16 protein-coding genes are annotated in these 21,330 nt (G+C 68.8%); 10 read left to right on the plus strand and 6 right to left on the minus strand.

Going from position 1 to position 21,330, the window contains the following annotated elements; translation table 11 throughout:
• The first annotated feature begins 50 nt into the window (after positions 1-50).
• From EV675_RS01780 to EV675_RS01795, 4 genes are read left to right on the plus strand one after another with little or no spacing between them, the layout of a single operon-like run.
• Complete coding sequence (locus EV675_RS01780; RefSeq protein WP_130355716.1) at positions 51-1,370, plus strand: MdtA/MuxA family multidrug efflux RND transporter periplasmic adaptor subunit; 1,320 nt, start codon at positions 51-53, stop codon at positions 1,368-1,370.
• Positions 1,367-4,483, plus strand: coding sequence for an MdtB/MuxB family multidrug efflux RND transporter permease subunit (locus tag EV675_RS01785; protein WP_130355717.1), 3,117 nt, complete (start codon positions 1,367-1,369; stop codon positions 4,481-4,483). The genes EV675_RS01780 and EV675_RS01785 overlap by 4 nt, the downstream gene beginning before the upstream one ends.
• Complete coding sequence (locus EV675_RS01790; RefSeq protein WP_130355718.1) at positions 4,480-7,596, plus strand: multidrug efflux RND transporter permease subunit; 3,117 nt, start codon at positions 4,480-4,482, stop codon at positions 7,594-7,596. Before EV675_RS01785 ends, EV675_RS01790 begins: the two co-directional genes overlap by 4 nt.
• Complete coding sequence (locus EV675_RS01795) at positions 7,593-9,149, plus strand: efflux transporter outer membrane subunit (protein ID WP_130355719.1); 1,557 nt, start codon at positions 7,593-7,595, stop codon at positions 9,147-9,149. The genes EV675_RS01790 and EV675_RS01795 overlap by 4 nt, the downstream gene beginning before the upstream one ends.
• An 11-nt stretch (positions 9,150-9,160) precedes the next feature.
• Here EV675_RS01795 and EV675_RS01800 read toward each other — a convergent pair whose 3' ends face one another.
• Complete coding sequence (locus EV675_RS01800) at positions 9,161-9,514, minus strand: DUF1428 domain-containing protein (RefSeq protein ID WP_130357866.1); 354 nt, start codon at positions 9,512-9,514, stop codon at positions 9,161-9,163.
• 120 nt (positions 9,515-9,634) lie between these two features.
• Here EV675_RS01800 and EV675_RS01805 point away from each other — a divergent pair, with 120 nt between their 5' ends.
• From EV675_RS01805 to EV675_RS01825, 5 genes are all read left to right on the plus strand, one after another.
• Positions 9,635-10,075, plus strand: a complete 441-nt coding sequence (locus tag EV675_RS01805; RefSeq protein WP_130355720.1) for a MarR family winged helix-turn-helix transcriptional regulator — start codon at positions 9,635-9,637, stop codon at positions 10,073-10,075.
• Positions 10,076-10,144: 69 nt separating this feature from the next.
• A complete protein-coding gene (locus EV675_RS01810) occupies positions 10,145-10,984 on the plus strand; it encodes an IclR family transcriptional regulator (RefSeq protein WP_130355721.1) in 840 nt (279 codons plus the stop codon).
• Positions 10,985-11,074: 90 nt separating this feature from the next.
• Positions 11,075-13,417: a cytochrome P450/oxidoreductase gene (locus tag EV675_RS01815; protein ID WP_130355722.1), complete on the plus strand. Its 2,343-nt coding sequence runs from the start codon at positions 11,075-11,077 to the stop codon at positions 13,415-13,417.
• 61 nt (positions 13,418-13,478) lie between these two features.
• A complete protein-coding gene (locus EV675_RS01820; protein WP_130355723.1) occupies positions 13,479-13,949 on the plus strand; it encodes a tRNA (cytidine(34)-2'-O)-methyltransferase in 471 nt (156 codons plus the stop codon).
• Positions 13,950-13,972: 23 nt separating this feature from the next.
• Positions 13,973-15,097, plus strand: coding sequence for a cobalamin-independent methionine synthase II family protein (locus EV675_RS01825; protein ID WP_130355724.1), 1,125 nt, complete (start codon positions 13,973-13,975; stop codon positions 15,095-15,097).
• A 40-nt stretch (positions 15,098-15,137) separates the two neighbouring features.
• Here the strand turns inward: EV675_RS01825 and EV675_RS01830 are convergent, their stop codons facing one another.
• From EV675_RS01830 to EV675_RS01845, 4 genes are read right to left on the minus strand one after another with little or no spacing between them, the layout of a single operon-like run.
• Positions 15,138-16,583 carry an NAD-dependent succinate-semialdehyde dehydrogenase gene (locus EV675_RS01830; protein WP_130355725.1) on the minus strand — a complete coding sequence of 482 codons (1,446 nt, stop codon included), beginning with the start codon at positions 16,581-16,583 and terminating at the stop codon, positions 15,138-15,140.
• 19 nt (positions 16,584-16,602) lie between these two features.
• Positions 16,603-17,631: a dihydrodipicolinate synthase family protein gene (locus EV675_RS01835; RefSeq protein ID WP_130355726.1), complete on the minus strand. Its 1,029-nt coding sequence runs from the start codon at positions 17,629-17,631 to the stop codon at positions 16,603-16,605.
• A gap of 24 nt (positions 17,632-17,655) precedes the next feature.
• Positions 17,656-18,636, minus strand: a complete 981-nt coding sequence (locus EV675_RS01840; RefSeq protein WP_130355727.1) for an ornithine cyclodeaminase family protein — start codon at positions 18,634-18,636, stop codon at positions 17,656-17,658.
• A complete protein-coding gene (locus EV675_RS01845) occupies positions 18,633-19,619 on the minus strand; it encodes a Bug family tripartite tricarboxylate transporter substrate binding protein (protein ID WP_130355728.1) in 987 nt (328 codons plus the stop codon). Before EV675_RS01845 ends, EV675_RS01840 begins: the two co-directional genes overlap by 4 nt.
• 270 nt (positions 19,620-19,889) lie before the next feature.
• On the opposite strand from EV675_RS01845, the gene EV675_RS01850 reads away from it, so the two are divergent.
• Positions 19,890-20,606 (plus strand): FadR/GntR family transcriptional regulator, encoded by a 717-nt coding sequence (locus EV675_RS01850; RefSeq protein ID WP_130355729.1) that lies wholly within the window; start codon positions 19,890-19,892, stop codon positions 20,604-20,606.
• Positions 20,607-20,642: 36 nt separating this feature from the next.
• Here the strand turns inward: EV675_RS01850 and EV675_RS01855 are convergent, their stop codons facing one another.
• A complete protein-coding gene (locus EV675_RS01855; RefSeq protein ID WP_130355730.1) occupies positions 20,643-21,281 on the minus strand; it encodes a Vgb family protein in 639 nt (212 codons plus the stop codon).
• Between the last annotated feature and the right edge of the window lie 49 nt (positions 21,282-21,330).

Below are 21,330 nucleotides of genomic sequence, written 5' to 3' on the forward strand. Positions count from 1 at the left end.
CGGGGCATTTTCCGCGCGGCGCGAATCAGGCAAGCCTTATCTGGAACTCCATGGCCGATATCCCCCCCCAGCCCGAACGGGCTCCGTCTTCTTCCACGTCGAACGGCAAGAAAAAACAGCGCTGGCTCTGGCTGGCGGTCGTGGTCGCCCTGGCCGGCGGCGGATACTGGTGGTGGCATGCGCGCCAGCAGGCGGCGCCCGAGGCGGGCAGGCCGGGCGCCGGCGCGCCGCGCGGGCCGGGTGGAGCCGGCGGACCGGGCGGCTTCCAGGCCGCCACGCCGGTCCGGGTCTCGCCCGCCCGGGCCGAAGACATGAAGGTCTACCTGAAGGCGCTGGGCACGGTCACCGCCTACAACACGGCCACGGTGCGCAGCAAGGTCGACGGTGAACTGCAGAAGATCTTTTTCCAGGAAGGCCAGCTCGTCAAGGCCGGCGACCTGCTGGTGCAGATCGACCCGCGCCCCTACCAGGTCGCGCTGGCCCAGGCCCAGGGCACGCTGGAACAGAACCGCGCGCAGCTCGACAACGCACGGCGCGACCTCGAGCGCTACCAGACGCTGTACGCGCAGGACTCGATCGCGCGCCAGCAGGTGGACACGCAGGTCGCCCTGGTGCGCCAGTACGAAGGCACGCTCAAGACCAACCAGGCGGCGGTGGACAACGCCAGGCTGCAACTCGACTACACCCGCGTCGCCGCGCCGATTTCCGGCCGCCTGGGCCTGCGCCAGGTCGACCTGGGCAACCTCGTGCGCAGCAGCGATACCAATGGCCTGGTCATCATCACCCAGACGCAGCCCATCTCGCTGCTGTTCACCATCGCCGAAGGCGACCTGCCCGATGTGCTGACCCAGCTGCGGGCGGGCAAGACGCTGGCCGTCCAGGCCTACGACCGGGCCGACGTGCGCCACCTCGCCGACGGCGTGCTGACCACGGTGGACAACCAGATCGACACGACCACCGGCACGGTCAAGCTCAAGGCCCGCTTCGAGAACAAGGACGAAAGCCTGTTCCCCAACCAGTTCGTCAACGCCCGCATGCACGTGCGCACGCTGGCCGGCGCCACGGTCATTCCCGCGGGCGCGGTGCAGCGCGGCACGCCGGGCACCTTCGTCTACGTCGTCAACGACGACAACACCGTGTCGCTGCGCGTGATCAAGCTCGGCCCGAGCGACGGCGAGCGCGTATCGGTGCAGGAGGGGCTCAAGCCCGGTGACCGCATCGTGGTCGAGGGCGTGGACCGCCTGCGCGACGGCGCACAGGTCCAGGTCGTGACGGGCAGCGAGGCCGTTCCCGAGGCCGCCGGCTCGCAGTTGCAGCGCGGCGCCGGCCAGGGCACGCGCCGCCGCGGCAACGGGCGCGCCGCGCCATGAATCCGTCGCGGCTGTTCATCCTGCGCCCCATCGCCACGTCGCTGGCGATGGTGGCGATCCTGCTGTCCGGCCTGATCGCCTACAAGCTGCTGCCGGTCTCGGCCCTGCCCGAGGTCGACTACCCCACCATCCAGGTGGTCACGCAATATCCCGGCGCCAGCCCCGACGTCATGACCTCGCTGGTGACGGCGCCGCTGGAGCGCCAGTTCGGCCAGATGCCCGGCCTGAACCAGATGTCGTCCATCAGTTCGGGCGGCGCCTCGGTCATCACCCTGAAGTTCAATCTCGACCTGCAGCTGGACGTGGCCGAGCAGGAAGTCCAGGCCGCCATCAACGCCGGCTCGAACCTGCTGCCCAACGACCTGCCCGCGCCGCCCATCTACAACAAGGTCAATCCCGCCGACACGCCGGTCCTGACGCTGGCGATCAGCTCGCCCACGCTGCCGCTCTATCAGGTGCGCGACCTGGTGGACACGCGCATGGCGCAGAAGATCTCGCAGGTCTCGGGCGTGGGCCTGGTCAGCATCGCCGGCGGCCAGCGCCCGGCCGTGCGCATCCGCGCGAACCCGCGCGCCCTGGCCTCGGTGGGGTTGAACCTGAGCAACATCCGCACCGCCATCACCGGCGCCAACGTCAACCAGCCCAAGGGCAATTTCGACGGCCCCAGCCGCGCCACCACGCTCGATGCCAACGACCAGTTGAAGACCATCGAGCAGTACCGCGACCTGATCATCGCCTACGCCAACAACGCGCCGGTGCGGCTGTCGGACGTGGCCGAGATCGAGCGCGACGCCGAGAACATCCGCCAGGCCGCCTGGGCCGACGGCCAGCCGGCCATCCTGCTGAACGTGCAGCGCCAGCCCGGCGCCAACGTGATCCAGGTGGTGGACAACATCCGCAAGCTGCTGCCCGACCTGCAGGCGGCGTTGCCCAGCACGCTGGACGTGGCCGTGCTGTCGGACCGCACCGAATCCATCCGCTCTTCGGTCAAGGACGTGCAGTTCGAACTGATGCTGGCGGTGGCGCTGGTGGTCATGGTCACCTTCGTGTTCCTGCGCAACCTCACGGCCACCATCATCCCCAGCGTGGTCGTCCCGCTGTCGCTGATCGGCACCTTCGGCGTCATGTACCTGGCCGGCTTCAGCGTCAACAACCTCACGCTGATGGCGCTGACCATCGCCACCGGCTTCGTGGTGGACGACGCCATCGTCATGATCGAGAACATCGCCCGCTACCTGGAGCAGGGCGAGACGCCGGTGCAGGCCGCCCTGAAGGGCGCGGCGCAGATCGGCTTCACGCTGATCTCGCTCACCTTCTCGCTGATCGCCGTGCTGATTCCCCTGCTGTTCATGGGCGACGTGATCGGCCGGCTGTTCCGCGAGTTCGCCATCACGCTGGCGGTCTCGATCCTGATCTCGCTGGTGGTCTCGCTCAGCCTGACCCCCATGATGTGCTCGAAGTACCTGCGCCACATCCCGGACGAGCAGCAGGGCTGGTTCTACCGCAAGAGCGGCGAATGGTTCGACCGCATCATCGCCGGCTACGACCGCATGCTGCGCTGGGTGTTGTCGCACCAGCCGCTGACGCTGCTGGTCGCGCTGGGCACGCTGCTGCTGACGGTGCTGCTGTACGTCGTGATCCCCAAGGGCTTCTTCCCCCAGCAGGACACCGGCGTCATCCAGGCCATCAGCGAAAGCTCGCCGTCGGTGTCCTTCGCCGCCATGGCGCGGCGCCAGCAGGCGGCGGCGGACATCATCCTGCGCGATCCCGACGTGGCCAGCCTGTCGTCCTTCATCGGCGTGGACGGCACCAACGCCACGCTCAACGCCGGCCGCCTGCAGATCAACCTGAAACCCCACGACGAACGCAGCGCCTCGGCAGCGCAGGTGATCGCCCGCCTGCAACCGCAACTGGACAAGGTGGAAGACCTGCGGCTGTACATGCAGCCGGTGCAGGACCTGACCATCGAGGACAGCGTCAGCCGCACCCAGTACCAGTTCACGCTGCAGGACCCCGACCTGGACACGCTGGGCACCTGGACGCGCAAGCTGGTCGACCGGCTCGGGCAGCTGCCGCAACTGGCCGACGTGACCCACGACCTGCAGGACCGCGGCCTGCAGACCTATGTCGAAATCGACCGCAACGCCGCCTCGCGGCTGGGCGTGACCGCGGCCGACATCAACAACGCGCTGTACGACGCGCTGGGCCAGCGGCTGATATCGACCATCTTCACCCAGGCCAACCAGTACCGCGTGGTGCTGGAGGTCGCGCCGCAGTTCCGGCAGGATCCGTCGTCGCTGTCGCAGATCTACGTGGCGACCACCGACGGCGCGCAGGTGCCGCTGACCAACATCGTGCGGGTGTCCGAACGGACCACCGCGCTGTCGATCAGCCACCTGGGGCAGTTCCCGTCGGCCACGGTCTCGTTCAACCTGGCCCACGGCGCCTCGCTCAGCGGCGCGGTCGACGCCATCCTGCAGGCCGAACGCGAGATCGGCATGCCGCTGGGCATCCAGACCAGCTTCCAGGGCGCGGCCCAGGCCTTCCAGTCGTCGCTGAACAGCACCCTGCTGCTGATCCTGGCCGCCATCGCCACGATGTACATCGTGCTGGGCGTGCTGTACGAAAGCTACATCCACCCCATCACCATCCTGTCCACCCTGCCCTCGGCCGGCGTGGGCGCGCTGCTGGCGCTGATGATCGCGGGCAGCGACCTGGACATGATCGGCATCATCGGGATCATCCTGCTGATCGGCATCGTGAAGAAGAACGCCATCATGATGATCGACTTCGCGCTCGAGGCCGAGCGCAAGCAGGGCATGGCGCCGCGCGAAGCCATCCACCAGGCGGCGCTGCTGCGCTTCCGGCCCATCCTGATGACCACCTTCGCCGCGCTGTTCGGCGCCGTGCCGCTGATGCTGAGCACCGGTAGCGGCGCCGAGCTGCGCCAGCCCCTGGGCATCGTGATGGTGGGCGGCCTGCTGGTCAGCCAGTTGCTGACGCTGTTCACGACGCCGGTCATCTACCTGATGTTCGACCGCCTGGGACACGCGATGAACCGCAGGCGCGAGCGGCGCACGGCCTCGCTGGGCCAGCCGGGCGGCACGCCATGAACATCTCCGCGCCGTTCATCATGCGGCCGGTGGCCACGGTGCTGCTGGCCATCGCCGTGGTGCTGGCCGGCGCCCTGGCCTTCGTCAAGCTGCCGGTCGCGCCCTTGCCGCAGGTGGACTTCCCCACGATATCGGTGCGCGCCAGCCTGCCCGGCGCCAGCCCCGAGACCATGGCCTCCAGCGTCGCCACGCCGCTGGAGCGCGCGCTGGGCAGCATCGCCGGGATCAGCGAGATGACCTCGCGCAGCACCCAGGGCTCGGCCAGCATCACGCTGCAATTCGACCTGAGCCGCGACATCGACGGCGCCGCGCGCGACGTGCAGGGCGCCATCAACGCGGCGCGCACCATGCTGCCCAGCGCGCTGCGCAGCAATCCGACCTACACCAAGCGCAACCCCGCCTCGGCGCCCATCATGGTGCTGGCGCTGACCTCGCCCACGCTGGACCAGGGTCAGCTCTACGACGTGGGCTCGACCATCCTGGCGCAGCGCATCGCGCAGATCAAGGGCGTCAGCGACGTCCAGGTGGGCGGCAGCTCGCTTCCCGCGGTGCGGGTGGAACTGAACCCGACCGCGCTCAACCAGTACGGCATCGCGCTGGACGAAGTGCGCACCGCGCTGAACAACGCCAACGCGCGCGGCCCCAAGGGCGTGCTCGAGAACGACGAGACCAGCTGGCAGGTCGCCACCAACGACCAGTTGCGCAAGGCACGCGAGTATCGCGGGCTGATCGTGGCGTACCGCAACGGCTCGCCCGTGATGCTGAGCGACGTGGCGCGGGTCGAGGACTCGGTGGAAGACCTCTTCAACATGGGCTTCCTGAACAACAGCCCGGCCATCCTGCTGGTGGTGGGGCGCCAGGCAGACGCCAACATCATCGAGACGGTGGACCGCATCCGCGAAGCACTGCCGCAGATGCGGGCGCTGCTGCCGGGCGACGTCGCGCTGACCGTGGCGCAGGACCGCACGCCCAGCATCCGCGCCTCGCTGGCCGAGGCCGAGCACACGCTCATCATCGCCGTCATCCTGGTCATCCTGGTGGTGCTGCTGTTCCTGCGCAACGTCCGCGCCGCCATCATTCCCAGCGTGGCGGTGCCGGTCTCGCTCATTGCCACCTTCGCCGTGATGTACCTGTGCGGCTACTCGCTCAACACCATGTCGCTGATGGCGCTGATCGTCGCCACCGGTTTCGTGGTGGACGACGCCATCGTCGTGCTGGAGAACATCTCGCGGCACCTGGAGGCGGGCATGTCGCCGCTGCGGGCGGCCCTGGTGGGCTCGCGCGAGGTCGGGTTCACGGTGCTGTCGATGAGCCTGTCGCTGATCGCGGTGTTCATCCCCATCCTGCTGATGGGCGACATCGTCGGCCGGCTGTTCCGCGAGTTCTCCGTCACGCTGTCGGCCGCCATCCTGATGTCGCTGATCGTGTCGGTCACGCTGACGCCCATGATGTGCGCGCGCATGCTGCGCCCCGCGCGCGAGCAGCGGCCCCCGGGACGGATCTCGCGCCTGCTCGACGCCGGCTTCAGCGGCATGGCGCGGGGCTACGGCCGCGCGCTGCACTGGGTGCTGCGCCACTCGCTGCTGACCCTGATCGTGCTGGGCGTGGTGATCGGACTCAACGTCTACCTGTACGTGAAAGTGCCCAAGGGCTTCTTCCCGCAGCAGGACACGGGCCAGCTCATGGGCTTCATCCGCGCGGACCAGGGCACGTCCTTCCAGGCCATGCGCCCCAAGCTGGAACACTTCCGCAAGGTGGTGCTGGCCGACCCGGCGGTCGAGAGCATGGTCGGCTACAGCGGCGGACGCGGCGGCAGCAACACCAGCTTCATGATGATCCAGCTCAAGCCGCTGGCCGAGCGCAAGGTGTCGGTCGACGAGGTGATGAACCGGCTGCGGGGCAGGCTGGGCAACGTGCCCGGCGCGCGCATGTTCCTGATGCCCAACCAGGACATACGCATCGGGGCGCGCATGTCCAACTCCAGCTACCAGTATTCGCTGAAGGCCTCGGAACTGTCGGCGCTGCGCACCTGGATGCCGCGCGTGACGCGCGCGCTGGCCGCGCTGCCCGAGCTGGCCGACGTCGACGTGGACGTCGAGGACAAGGGCCGGCAGATCTCGCTGGAGATCGACCGCGAGACCGCGACGCGGCTGGGGGTAAACATGTCCATGATCGCCGCGGTGCTGAACAATTCGTTCAGCCAGCGGCAGGTCTCGGTCATCTACAACCCGCTCAACCAGTACCGGGTGGTCATGGAGGTGGACCAGCGCTTCGCCCAGAACGCGGACGCGCTGCAACAGGTCACCGTCGTCACCTCGACCGGCGCCCGGGTGCCGCTGTCCGCCTTCGCGAAATGGCGCACCACCAACGCGCCGCTGAGCGTCTCGCACGAGAGCCAGTTCGCCGCCGACACGGTCTCGTTCAACCTGGCCCCGGGCGTATCGCTGGAGCAGGCCACGCGCGCCGTCAACGAGGCGGTCGCCCGCATCAGCCTGCCGACCACCGAGATCCAGTCGGGCTTCGCCGGCAGCGCCAAGGCGCTGCAATCGTCGCTGAGCGCCCAGCCCTGGCTGATTCTGGCCGCGCTGGTCACCATGTACCTGGTGCTGGGCATGCTTTACGAGAGCTACATCCATCCGCTGACCATCCTGTCCACCCTGCCCTCGGCCGGGCTGGGCGCGCTGCTGGCGCTGATGATGCTGGGCCGGGAATTCTCGCTGATCGCGCTGATCGGGGTGTTCCTGCTGATCGGCATCGTCAAGAAGAACGCCATCATGATGGTGGACTTCGCGCTGGACGCCGAACGGCGGCGCGGGCTGAGTTCGCGCGATGCCATCCACGAAGCCTGCCTGATGCGCTTTCGTCCCATCCTGATGACCACCATGGCGGCCATCCTGGGCGCCGTGCCGCTGGTGATCAGCACCGGCGCCGGCGCCGAACTGCGCCAGCCGCTGGGCATCACCATCGTCGGCGGGCTGGTCGTCAGCCAGTTGCTGACCCTGTTCACCACCCCCGTGGTCTATCTGTACCTCGACCGCCTGCACTGGCGGGCGCAACGGCGCTGGGGCCGGCCGCGATCGGCGGGCCTCGCGCTACCCGGAGACAATCTATGACCAAGACGTGGCCCGCCGTGGCGGGCACGCCCCGCCCTGCACCGCTTTCCGGCCGCCGCCCGCCGCGGGCCGGCGGCGCGCGCCTTGCCGTATGCGCCGCGCTGGCCGCCCTGCTGGCCGGATGCGCGATGGGACCCGACTACGTGCGGCCGACCGTGAACAGCGGCGTCCAGTTCAAGGAAGCCGCCGGCTGGAAGGCCGCCGAGCCCCGCGACGACGTCGGCCGCGGCCCGTGGTGGGAGGTCTACGGCGACCCCGAACTGTCGCGCCTGATGGCCCAGGTCGAGACCGCCAACCAGACCATCGCCCAGGCCGAGGCGCAATACCGGCAGGCGCTGGCCACGGTGCAGGCCACCCGCGCCGGCCAGTTCCCCACGCTGAACGGCAGCGCCTCGGCCACGCGCAGCGGCACCGGCACGAGCAGCAGCACCACCACCAACAGCAGCGGCGTGGTCATCAGCCAGGGCGGCTCGCAAAGCATCCGCAACCAGTACAGCATGAGCGCCACGGCCAGTTGGGAAGCCGACCTGTGGGGCCGCATCCGCCGCAGCGTCGAAGCCGACACCGCCAGCGCGCAGGCCAGCGCGGCCAACCTGGCCAACGCCCACCTGAGCGCGCAGGCCGAACTGGCGCGCAACTACTTCCAGTTGCGCATCATGGACGAGCAGCACCGCCTGCTGGAGGCCACCATCAAGGTCTATGAACGCTCGCTGCGCCTGAACGAGAACCGCTATGCGGTGGGCGTCTCGGCCAAGGCCGAGATCGCCCAGGCCCGTACCCAGCTGGAATCGACGCGGGCCCAGGCCGTGGACCTGCGCTGGCAGCGTGCCCAACTCGAGCACGCCATCGCCATCCTGGCCGGCCAGCCGCCGTCCGAGTTCAGCCTGGCCCCCACGACCTTCCAGGCCACGCTGCCGGCGGTTCCGGTGGGCCTGCCCTCGGAACTGCTGGAGCGCCGGCCCGACATCGCCGCGGCCGAACGCCAGGTCCAGGCCGCCAATGCCCGCATCGGCGTCGCCAAGGCGGCCTACTTCCCGTCGCTGACCCTGTCGGCCTCGTTGGGCTACCGCAGCTCGCAATTCTCGGACTGGCTGACCGCGCCGGCGCGCTTCTGGTCGCTGGGGCCCTCGCTGGCCGCGCCGCTGTTCGACGCCGGCCTGCGCCGCGCGCAGACCCGGCAGGCCGAAGCCACCTACGACCAGCAGGTGGCGGCCTACCGGCAGACCGTGCTGTCCGCGCTGGGCGAGGTGGAGAACTACCTTTCGCAACTGCGCGTGATGGAGGAAGAACAGGTCGTGCAGCAGCGGGCGCTGGATGCCGCGCGCGAATCGCTGCGGCTCACGACCAACCAGTTCGAGTCCGGCCTGATCGACTACCTGAGCGTGGTAACCGTGCAGACCTCGGCCCTCAGCAACGAGCGCACCGCGCTGTCATTGCTGGGCAATCGCCTGACCGCCAGCGTGAACCTGATCGCCGCGCTGGGCGGCGGCTGGCACGCGGACGCCCTGGCCACGGCGCGGGACGGCGCCAAGGCCGATACGGCCACGCAATAGCCGACGGAGCTTCAGACGTCCACGACGGGAACGAAGCCGCCGAAGATCATGCGCTTGCCGTCGAAGGGCATGGTGTCGCCCATGGCCTTCATGCGCGGATCGGACATCATTTTCTGGTTGGCGGCATCCCGCACTTCCTTCGAGGGATACTCGAACCAGCTGAAGACCACCACTTCGTCTTCCTTGGCCTGCACGGCCCGGCGGAAATCGGTCAGCTTGCCGTCGGGCACGTCGTCGCCCCAACACTCGACCATGCGCGTGGCGCCGAATTCCTTGAACAGGGGCGCCGCGTCGGCGGCATGCTTGATGTACTGCTCCTTGTTGGCGGCCGGCACGGCCAGGAGAAACCCTTCCACGTATTTCATCGCCATCGTCGATCTCCTTTGCGGGTGTGGCGGTCCGCCCCCGCGGCGAACCGGTCTTCGTTGGCGATCATGCCTCGCCAATTTGACATTTATGTTGATATCAACATAATAGTTGATGCCATGTCAAAGAAAATTCCGTTTTCTGTCACGCTTGAAGTCCGCGATGCCTGTCTGTGCCTGCACGTGCAGCGCGCCGCCCGGGCGCTGGCCAAGCGGTTCGACGATGCCCTGCGGCCCACCGGCCTGACCAATGGGCAGTTCTCGCTATTGATGTCGCTGAACCGGCCCGAGCCGCCCGGCATGGCGTCGGTGGCCCGGTTGCTGGCCATGGACAGGACGACGTTGACCGCGGCCCTGAAACCGCTCGAGCGCGACGGGCTGGTACGCGTGGAGGTTGATCCCGCCGACCGTCGCAGCCGCCGGCTTGTCCTGACCGGCCCGGGGCACGCAGCGCTGGCGCGCGCACTACCGATCTGGCGCGCCACGCATGCCACGATCGAAGCGGACCTGGGCGGGCGTTCGGCCGACGACCTTCGGGCCAGCCTGGCCGCGCTGTCCTGAGCGCCGGGAGAGGCGCGCGCCGGGCTTTTGCGTAACATAGCGCGCATTCCTCTCCTCCTTCCCCGTCCCATGGCCAGCAAGCGCGAAGAAGCCACGTCCCCCTCGTCCCCGACCAGCGCGGCGCCCCCCAAACCCGCCTCCCGCCGCAGCAAGGTGCAGTCGGCCGGCACCGGCATGGCGGTGCTCAAGGCCCTGGCCGCCATGGGAGGCGCCGCGTCGCTGACCGCGCTGGCGGGCCGGCTGGGAGAAAGCCCGGCCAAGGTCCACCGCTACCTGGCGAGCCTGGTCGATGCCGAATTCGTCATTCAGGACCCGGCCACCTCGCGCTACGTGCTGGGCCCCGAATCGCTGGCCATCGGCCTGGCCGCCATGCGGCAGTCGGACGCGCTGACGCTGGCCGCCGCCGAATTGGCGCGGCTGGGCGAATCGCACAATCTGTCCTGCTTCGTCTCGGTGCTGGGCAACGCCGGCCCGACCATCGTCCGGTGGAGCGAGCCGGTCCAGCCCGTGGCGGTGAACGTGCGGGTCGGCTCGGTCATGCCGGTGCTGTGGTCGGCTACCGGGCGGGCCTTCGGCGCCTTTGCCCGGTCTGCGGTGCTCGATGCGCTGGTCGCCGGCGAACTGGCCGGCGCTACGCCCGAACACCGCCGCCTGGTTCCCGACCGCGAGGCGGCCGACCGCCTGTTCGCCGCCATCCGCTCCATGGGCTGCGCCCCCGTGCGCGACGTGATGCTGAACGGCATCAGCGCGGTGGCGGCCCCGGTGTTCAACGCCGACGGTGCCGTCACCGTGGTCATGACGGCGCTGGGCCCGACCGGCGCCTTCGATCCGGAACCGGAGGGGGATGTCGCCCGCTGGGTCCGCCAGGCGGCCGCCGCCGTCGGCAAACGGCTGGGCCACGGTATCTAGGTGTAATCGGCAGTTCTCTTTTTACGCATTGCGTACAATAATTACGCAAAATGATCCCCCTTTCCGGGATCCGGCAACAGGAGAGACACCATGGCCGCACCCCCGCCCCGGGCCGGAGGCTGCCCGATCCACCACGACGCCGCGCCTGCCGGCCTCGGCCCCACCGGCTGCCCCGTCAGCGCGGGCGCGGCCGGCTTCGATCCGTTCGAAAACGGCTACCAGCAGGATCCGCCCGAATACGTGCGCTGGGCGCGCGAACAGGAACCTATTTTCTACAGCCCCCGGCTGGGCTATTGGGTGGTTACGCGCTACGAGGCCATCAAGGCCATCTTCCGCGACAACCTCACCTTCAGCCCCTCGATCGCGCTGGAGAAGATCACGCCCACCGGCCCCGAGGCCAACGCCGTGCTCGAGCAGTACGGCTACGCGATGAACCGCACTCTGGTCAACGAGGACGAGCCGGCGCACATGCCGCGCCGGCGCATCCTGATGGAGCCCTTCACGCCCGAGCACCTGAAGCACCACGAGCCCATGGTGCGGCGGCTGGCGCGCGAATACGTGGACCGTTTCATCGACGACGGCCGCGCCGACCTGGTCGACCAGATGCTGTGGGAAGTGCCGCTGACCGTGGCGCTGCACTTCCTGGGCGTGCCCGAGGAGGACATGGATACGCTGCGGCGCTATTCCATCGCCCACACCGTCAACACCTGGGGCCGGCCCAAGCCCGAGGAACAGGTGGCGGTGGCGCATGCCGTCGGCAACTTCTGGCAATACGCCGGCAAGGTGCTGGAAAAGATGCGCCAGGCGCCTGACCAGCCCGGCTGGATGCGCTACGGCATCCGCAAGCAGCAGGAACACCCGGAGGTCGTGACCGATTCCTACCTGCATTCGATGATGATGGCCGGCATCGTCGCCGCCCACGAGACCACCGCCAACGCCACCGCCAACGCGATCAAGCTGCTGTTGCAGCACCCCGAAGCCTGGCGCGAGATCTGCGAGGACCCCGGCCTGATCCCCAGCGCGGTCGAGGAATGCCTGCGCCACAACGGCTCGGTGGCGGCCTGGCGCCGCCTGGTCACCCGCGATACGCGGATCGAGGGCGTGGACATCCCAGCCGGCTCGAAGCTGCTGATCGTGACCTCGTCGGCCAACCACGACGACCGGCATTTCGCCGACGCCGACTTCTTCGACATCCGCCGCGAGAACGCCAGCGACCATCTGACTTTCGGCTACGGCTCGCACCAGTGCATGGGCAAGAACCTGGCCCGGATGGAAATGCAGATCTTCCTGCAGGAACTGACCCGCCGGCTGCCCCACATGCGCCTGGCCGACCAGCGCTTCACCTATGTGCCCAATACCTCGTTCCGCGGGCCGGAGCACCTGTGGGTGGAATGGGATCCCGCGCGGAACCCCGAGCGGCGGGACGCCGCGCTGCTGCAAGCGCAGCCGCCGGTACGCATAGGCGAACCCTCGCGCCACGCCATCGCGCGCGGCGTGGTGGTGGAAAGCGCCACGCCGGTGGCCGACGGCATCGTCAAGCTGCGCCTGGTGTCGCCCGATGGCCGCGCGCTGCCGCGCTGGACCCCTGGCTCGCACATCGACGTCGAATGCGGCGAGCCCGAGCGCTCGCGCCAGTATTCGCTGTGCGGCGACCCCGCCGACGCGGGCGCGCTGGAGATCGCCGTGCTGCACGAACCCCAGGGACGCGGCGGTTCATCCTGGATACACGGCAACGTGCGCGTGGGCGACAAGCTGCGCATACGCGGCCCGCGCAACCATTTCCGCATGGACGAGACGGCGGCCAGGCTGATCCTGGTCGCCGGCGGCATCGGCATCACTCCCATCGCCGCCATGGCCCGCCGCGCCCGTGAACTGGGCATGGACTACGAACTGCACTACAGCGGCCGCAGCCGCGCCGCCATGGCTTTCCTGGACGAGCTGGCCGCCCTGCACGGCAGCCGGCTGCGCGTGTACGTCTCGGAAGAAGGCCGGCGCAACGACCTGGCCGCGCTGCTGGGCCAGCCGCGGGAAGGCTGGAAGATCTGCGCCTGCGGGCCCAGGCGCATGCTCGAAGCCCTGGAGGCGCACTGCGCCGCCTGGCCCGACGATGCGCTGCGCATCGAACACTTCGAGTCCAACCTCCCCCAGCTCGACCCGGCGAAGGAACACGCCTTCGAGGTGGAGCTGAAGGATTCCGGCATCACGGTGACGGTCCCGGCCGACCGCACCGTGCTGGCCGCGCTGCGCGCGGCCAACATCGACGTGCCCAGCGACTGCGAGGAAGGCCTGTGCGGTTCCTGCGAGGTGCGCGTGCTGGCCGGGCAGGTCGACCATCGCGACATGGTACTGACCCGGGCCGAGCGCGAGGCGAACGACCGGATGATGACGTGCTGTTCGCGGGCCTGCGGCGGAAAGCTGGTGCTGGAGCTGTAGCGCGCGTACGGAGCGGGATGCGGTACCATCGGCCCCACTCAGTCCCGCTTCGTTCCGCACCGTGTTCCACGTCGTCCTCGTCCATCCGGAAATCCCCCCCAACACCGGCAACGCCATCCGGCTCGCCGCCAATACCGGCGTGCAACTGCACCTGGTGCGCCCGCTGGGCTTCGAGCTCGAGGACGCCAAGCTGCGGCGCGCCGGGCTGGACTACCACGAATGGGCTTCGGTCCAGGTGCATGACGATTTCGCCGCCGCCATCGCCGCCACCGGCGCGGCGGCGGACCGCGTGTTCGCCTTCACGACGCGCGGCTCCCGGCTGTTCGGCACCGCCCGTTTCCAGCCCGGCGACGCGTTCGTGTTCGGCAGCGAGACGGCGGGACTGCCGGCCGCCATCCGCGACGGCTTTCCCGAAGCGCAACGGCTGCGCCTGCCGATGCGGCCGGGCCAGCGCAGCCTGAACCTGTCCAACTCCGTGGCGGTGGCGGTGTTCGAGGCCTGGCGGCAATCGGGCTACGAAGGCGGCCTGTAAGATACGCAAAAAGGAGGAACGCGATGCCCATTCTGACCACCCACGTCGGCAGCCTGCCCCGCGGCGACGAGCTGGCGCAGCTGCTGCTGGCGCGCGACCACGGCCAGGAAGTCGACCCCGACCAATTCGAGCGGACCGTGCAGGCGGCCATCGACGGCGCGGTGCAGAAGCAGGTCCAGGCCGGTGTCGACATCATGAGCGACGGCGAACTCGGCAAGGTGGGCTATGCCACCTACATCACCGAACGGCTGGAAGGCTTCGGCGGCCACATCGACCGGCAGCCCGCCAAGGACCTGGCCGACTTCCCCGAACTGCGCAAGAAGCTGGCCGCGATCATGGGGTCCCAGGAATTCGTGCGCGCCGCCTGCGTCGGCCCGGTGAAACTGCGCACCATGGAGCCCTGCCACGCCGACATCCGCCGCTTCAAGTCCGCGGTCGAGCGGCACGGCCAGGGCCGCCGGGCCTTCATGAACGCCGCCTCGCCCGGGCTGGTGACCGCGTTCCAGCCCAACAAGCACTATCCGACGCACGAGGCCTACCTGGCGGACCTGGTCGAAGCCATGCGCCCCGAGTACGAAGCCATCGTGGCGGCGGGCTTCGACCTGCAACTGGACTGCCCGGACCTGGCCATGGCCGCGCACACCGGCTACCAGAACCTGAGCGAGGCCGAGTTCGTCCAGCGCGCGTGGCAGAACGTCGAGGCCCTGAACGCGGCCACCAGCGACATCCCGCCCGAAAAGCTGCGCATGCACATCTGCTGGGGCAATTACGAAGGCCCCCACCACTGCGACATCGCCCTGGAAAAGGTCATCGACCTGATCCTGGCCGCCCGGCCGGCCACCATCCTGTTCGAAGCCGCCAACCCGCGCCACGAGCACGAATGGGAGATCTGGCGCGCGGCCAAACCCGAGAACAAGATCCTGGCGCCCGGGCTGATCGACAGCTGCTCGAACTACGTCGAGCATCCGGAGCTGATCCGCCAGCGGCTGGAGCGCTACGTCTCGTTCATGGGCGAAGACCGGGTGGTGGCGAGCACCGACTGCGGCTTCGGCACCTTCGCCAACTACGGCAAGATCGATCCGGCCGTGACCTGGATGAAGCTGTCGGCGCTGCGCGACGGCGCCGACCGGGCCAGCGCGGCCCGATAGGCGGACACGGAAGGAGCGGCCCGCGCAGGCGGGCCGCCGCCTACCACTCCACCGCCACGTACTTGGTCTCCATGTATTCCTGCATGCCCTCCCAACTGCCCTCCCGGCCCAGTCCGCTCTGCTTGACCCCGCCGAACGGCGCCGCCGGGTCCGAGACCAGCCCCCGGTTCAGCGCCACCATGCCGAACTCCAGCCGCTCCGCCAGCTTCAGGCCCTTGGCCAGGTCGCGGGTGTAGAGGTAGGCGGCCAGGCCGTATTCCGTGCCGTTGGCCAACTCCACCATCTCGTCCTCGGACGCCACGCGCACGATGGGCGCGACGGGGCCGAAGATCTCCTCGCTCAGCACGCGGCTGTCGGCCGGGACATCGCCCAGGACGGTGGGCGGATAGAAGTAGCCCGGACCGGGCAGCCTTTCCCCGCCGCACAGCACGCGGGCGCCGCGCGCGACGGCATCCTGGACCAGTTCCTCGACTTTGTCGCGGGTGGCGGCGTCGATCAGGCTGCCGACCTGGTTCGCCTCGTCCAGGCCATGGCCGATCTTCTGGGCGCGCATCCTTTCCGCGAAGGCGCGCACGAACGCATCGTAGACCCCCGCCCCGACATAGAAGCGGTTGGCCGCCGTGCAGGCCTCGCCCATGTTGCGCATCTTGGCGATCATCGCGCCGTCGACGGCCGCCTCCACGTCGGCGTCGTCCAGCACCAGGAACGGAGCGTTGCCGCCCAATTCCATCGGCGTCTTCAGGACCTGGTCGGCGGCGGCCTTCAGCAGGATGCGCCCCACCTCGGTCGACCCGGTGAAGGACACCAGCCGCACGCGCGGGTCGTGCAGCCAGAGGTCCACCAGCGGACCCGAGCGCGACGTCGGCACGATGTTGACCACGCCGTCCGGCACGCCCGCCTCGGCCAGGATGTCGGCCAGCGCCAGCATGCTGAGCGGCGTCAGCGAGGCCGGCTTGACCAGCACCGAGCACCCGGCCGCCAGCGCGGGCGCGATCTTGCGCGCCCCCATGGCCGAGGGGAAGTTCCACGGCGTGACCAGCGCCACGACGCCTATGGGCTGGTGCTGGACCAGGATCCGGTAGCCGCCGGCCGGCGCCTGGCTGACCGATCCCAGGTTGCGGCAGGCCTCTTCCGAGTACCAGCGGAAGAACTCCGCCGCGTAGCGGGTCTCGGCCCGGCTGTCGGCCAGCGGTTTGCCGTTCTCCAGCGTGATGATGCGCGCCAGTTCTTCCAGCCGCTCCAGCATCAGCAGGTGGACCTTGCGCAGCACCTCGGCCCGGGTGCGCGGCGGCGTGTCGCGCCACGCCGGCAGGGCCGCCGCCGCGGCGTCGACGGCCGCGCGCGCGTCGTCCAGGCCGGCATCGGCCACCTGGGCGACCCGCTCGCCCGTGGCGGGGTCCGAGACCGTGAACGAACGCGGCTGGGCGGGCTTGGCCCAACTGCCGTCTATGTAGAGATCGGTGGGCAGGTTGGCGATGGATAGCATGGGGGTCTCGCGCATGGGCTCAGGCCGCGGTATCCATGGGATGCCGGCCGACGAAGAAATCGCCATTGGGCGAATCGGTGGGCGTCAGGCCCGACTTGACCAGCGCCTGCCGCAGGCTGTTCATGGTGTTCTCGTTGATGCGCATGGTCGGCTGGCGCACCGGGCCGCCGTTGAAGCCGTTGAGCCAGCCTTCGAACTTCCACAGCATGCGGTTCAGGAACTGGGTTTGCGAAGAATACGAGTTGGCCGCGGCCCGGGCCTTGCGCGCCGGCGTCAGCTGCCAGTAGAGCCGGGTGGCCTTGTCGTACTTTTTCTCCAGGATCAGGTTGAAGATGCGCGGGATCATGCCGCCGTAGTATTCGGTGTCGCTGGTGCCGATGAACTGGATGGGCACGAGCTGGGCCAGCGCCAGGGCGTACTGTTCGAGCGGCATGGTCACGACCACGTCCTTGCTGAACAGGCGATAGGCCTCCACCCAGCCCATGATGCTGGGCATGCCGCCCTCGGCCTTCAGCGCGGCGATGTTCGGGCAGTCGTCCAGCAGCCGGCGGATCAGGGGCGCTTCCAGGTCGGAGGGATGCACGCGCTCGAAGCCCCAGTGCGGCACCTGGAACAGCATCACACCCAGGTCCGTCGCATCGCAGAAGGCCTTGGTGTAGTCGTAGATGTCCTGCGACGTGCGGGCGTAGAAGTTGGCCGGATAAGACAGCAGGATGAGTTCGGCGCCGTTGCGCTCGGCAATCTTCGCCGCCTCGATGTTCTCTTCCAGCGTGTTGAAGCTGGCGTGGTGGATGAGTTTGAGCCGGCCGCGCGATTCGTCGTTCGCCCACGCGAAGAACTGCTCGTACTCGGGCAGCGTGATGGCCACTTCCGAGACCATCAGCGTGCCGGAGAAGCCCAGCTCGATCTCGTGGCGGATGTCGTGGCGGATGCCCTGCTCGTTCAGGCCCTTGAGGTCGGCGGTGAACGAGGGAATCACGACGTTGGCGACGCCGCGCAGGTGTTCGTGCGCCCAGTCGCGGGCTTCGTGTCGTTTGTAGGAGGCCATGTTCCAGTTCCTGGTCGAAGAAAGCTATTGTTTGTAGGTAAAGGCAATGGGCAGCTCGACGGCCAGCCCCGCGGCGGTGGCCAGATCGAAGACCAGCTCGGCCGCGACGATGTCCTGCAGGGCCGAGCCCACCGACTTGAACATCGGCAGCCGGGCGCCGGGCGCGATCTCGCCGCGCACCAACTGGTTGAGCGAGCGCAGCCTGGGCGCGAAGTCGATCCCGCGCGCCCGCGCCTCCAGCATGTCGCCGGACTCGGCGCTGACCTCGTCGGGCATGTCGCAGACGATGAGGTCGCAGCGCTCGACCACCGAGGCGTCGATCTCGCGCTGCTGCGGCAGCGTGGAGCCGACCGACACCAGCACCATGCCGTCGCGCAGCGCGTCGGCATGCAGGATGGGCGTCTCGTCGCGCGACCGCGCGGCGGCAATGCCGATGTCGGCGCCTTCCATGGCTTGCGCGGCGGTGGCGGCCGGCCGGCACGGCACGCCCAGCATCGCTTCGAAGTCGTGCGCGAACCGCTCGCGGTTGGCCGATGTCGGGCTGTAGATGCTCAAGCCTTCGATCTGCCGCAGCGAGGCAATGGCCTGGACATGGGCGCGCGCCTCGGCGCCGCTGCCCAGCACGCCCAGCCGCACCGGCCGCCGGGGCGCCAGGCAGTCGACCGCCAGCGCCGAGGTGGCCGCGGTGCGGTAGGCGGTGATCTTGTTGGCGTCGAGCAGCGCGCGGATCTCGCCCGTGTCCTGGTCCGCCAGCGAGATCAGGTAGTTCATGCCGCGGTTGCGGCCGCGGCCGAACACCTTGGCGCCCATGAAGCGCTTGCCGGGCGGCACGCTGGCCAGGGCCCGCAGCGACGCGCCGTCGCCGCGGGCGAAGGTGCGCGGCGGGCTGATGTGCTCGTCGTGGCGCTGGGCATAGGCATCGCGCAGCGCGGCCACCAGCGCGTCCCAGGTCAGCACCTGTTCGACCGCGTCGGTGCCGATGAAGACCGGCGCCGTGCCGCTCATTTGGCCACCTCCCGCGTCTCGGTCGCGGCGATGCGGTGCGTGATGGCCGCGATCGACTTCACGTAGGAAGCCCAGAACGCCGCGAACTTGTGGCCGGCGGAATACTTGACCTCGCCACCCGCGCTGGACACGATCTTCTTGAACTCGGGATCGCCGGCCGCCGCCTCCACCGCCTGGCGGATCTTGCGTTCCACGGCCTCAGGCGTGCCGGAGGAAATGAAAAGAGCCGTGCCCGCCACCGAGTCGAAGTCCACGCCGCCATCCTTCATCCGGGGCAGGCCCGCCGGATCGGTCCACGGCTCGTCGCCGGCCGTGGCCAGATACTTCAGCCGGCCGGCCTTGACCTGGGTCAGCGACAGCGAGCGCGACAGCAGCGCGAAATCGACCTCGCCGGCCACCAGCGCGGTCACCAGCGGGCCGCCCCCCTGGTAGGGAATGTGCCGGACCTTGATGTGAGCCGTGTCCGCGAACGCCGCCGTGCGCACGTGCACTTCGCCGAAGAAGCCGGTCGACCCGTAGGTCAGGGCATCGGGCCTGGCCTTGGCCGCCGCGATCAATTCAGGAAAGGTCTTGTAGGGGCTGGCCTCGGGCACCACCATGGCCACCGGCTCGGCGCTCAGCATCGCCACGGGGGTGAGCTGCTCCAGCGTGAACGGCGGCTTCTGCTTGTTGACCACCGCCTGTTCGGGCAGGCTGGCCACGCTCAGCAGCGAGCACAGGATCGTGTAGCCGTCCGCCGGCGCGTTGGCGACCTGGCTCACGCCTATCGCGCCGCCCGCCCCCGGGCGATTGATGACCACCACGGTCTGCTTGAGCGCCCGCTGAAGGGCGGGTTGCAGCGCGCGGGCCATGTTGTCCGCCGTACCGCCTGGCGGGAAGGGAACGATCAGGTTGATCGGCCGGTCGGGATACTCCGCCCGCGCGCCGGGCGCGGCGACCAGCGAGAGGGCGGCGAACGCCGCGGCCCACAGCGTGGTTTTCATGATGGTCTGTCTCCGTAGGAAGGTGGTCTGGTGCGCTCTGGCGGCGCCTTGCGGACGGCCCGGCACCCGGGCCGCATGGCATGCCTCGCTGGTTGGCCGGATTCTCTTCCAGATCCGACCAATTGGTTTAATTTGGTTTTCAATGGTATTGATTTGTCGAACTATAAAGCCATTTTTATCGCCGCATTCCTAGGGTTTTCACCTAAATAAATGGCGAATTTGCGCCTTACAATAAAACCAATTTAAACCAATAAAGAACCAGTCCCTACCATGTACCCGCCCCCCAGCCTTCAGGTCCGTACCGACCCCGTCCAGGCGCTGCGCACGGAACTGCTCGATGGCCTGCGCACCGGCAAGTGGGCGCCCGGCAGCCGCCTGCCGACCGAACGCAGCCTGTGCGTGGACTTCGGCGTCAGCCGCTCCGCCCTGCGCCGCGTGCTGCAGGAGCTGCGGGACCAGGGCCTGATCGTGCAGAAAGTGGGAAGCGGAACCTATGTGTCGGACACGCCGGCCGGCATCGAACCGGGCATCATGGCGGCGGCGGGCAAGCTGCTCACGATTCCGTCCGCCAGCCCGGCCGAGATCATGGAAGCGCGGCTGCTGCTGGAACCGATGATCGTCGAGCTCATCGTCAGCAACGCCACCCTGGCCGACTTCGAACGGCTCGAAGCCTGCTGCGCGCGGTCCGAGACCGCCGATACGCTGGAGGAGTTCGAGCACTGGGACAACGCGCTGCACGAACACCTGGCGCTGGCCACCCACAACGCGCTGTTCGTGAGCGTGTTCAGGCTGCTGGCGGAGGTGCGCAACAGCGGGGAATGGGGTTTCCTGAAGAAGAAGATCGTGACGCCCGAGCGGCGCAGGGAATACGAGGCGGAACACCGCCGCATCGTGGAAGCCTTGAAGCACCGCGACGCGGACACCGCGCGGCGGGAGATCTTCGAACATATCGTGCACGCGCGGACCAACCTGCTGGGCCGGATCTGACGGTCCGGCCCGCCACGCGAACCTGCGGACGGCCGCTCAGGCGCGCGCCGGCCGCCGTACCGACCTGAGCATCCCGCTTTGGCCGCCACCGCAGAAGAAGCGGTCGCCGCCATCGGACTCCAGTCCCGAGACCCCCGTGCCGGGCGGCATCTCCAGCCGGGCCAGGACTTCGCCGCTCTGCGCGTCGATCCGCCGCAGATCGCTTGCCTCGCCTTCCCAGGTGCCGTGCCATAGCTCGCCGTCGACCCAGGTCACGCCGGTGACGAAGCGCTCGGAGGTGATCGAACGCAGGATCTTTCCGGTCTCGGGATCGAGCTGGTGGATCTTGCGGGCGCGGTAGTGGCCGACCCACAGAAAGCCCTCGGCCCATGCCAGTCCCGAGTCCTCGCCGCCGGCCGGCGAGGGGATCGTGGCCAGCACGCGGCCGGAGTCCGGGTCGATCTTGCGGATGTGGCCGTCGGCGATCTGGTACAGGTGCTTGCCGTCGAACGCGGTGCCGGCATTCGCCGGCGTCCGGATCGAGCGCTGGATCTCGCCGCTGGCCGGATCCATGGCACAAAGCCGGTCGCCGACGGCGAACCAGACGTTCTTGCCGTCATAGGTCACGCCGTGCACGGCGTCGGTCTCGGGGAAAGGACCATATTCGCGAAGAATGTGGGCTGTCGATGTCTTCATGGCGTCTGCTCCCTGGAAGAGGAAAGAAAGAGGATGTCCATGGAGGCAT

Origin of the sequence: Pigmentiphaga kullae (assembly GCF_004216695.1) — a bacterium.
Lineage (GTDB): Bacteria > Pseudomonadota > Gammaproteobacteria > Burkholderiales > Burkholderiaceae_B > Pigmentiphaga > Pigmentiphaga kullae.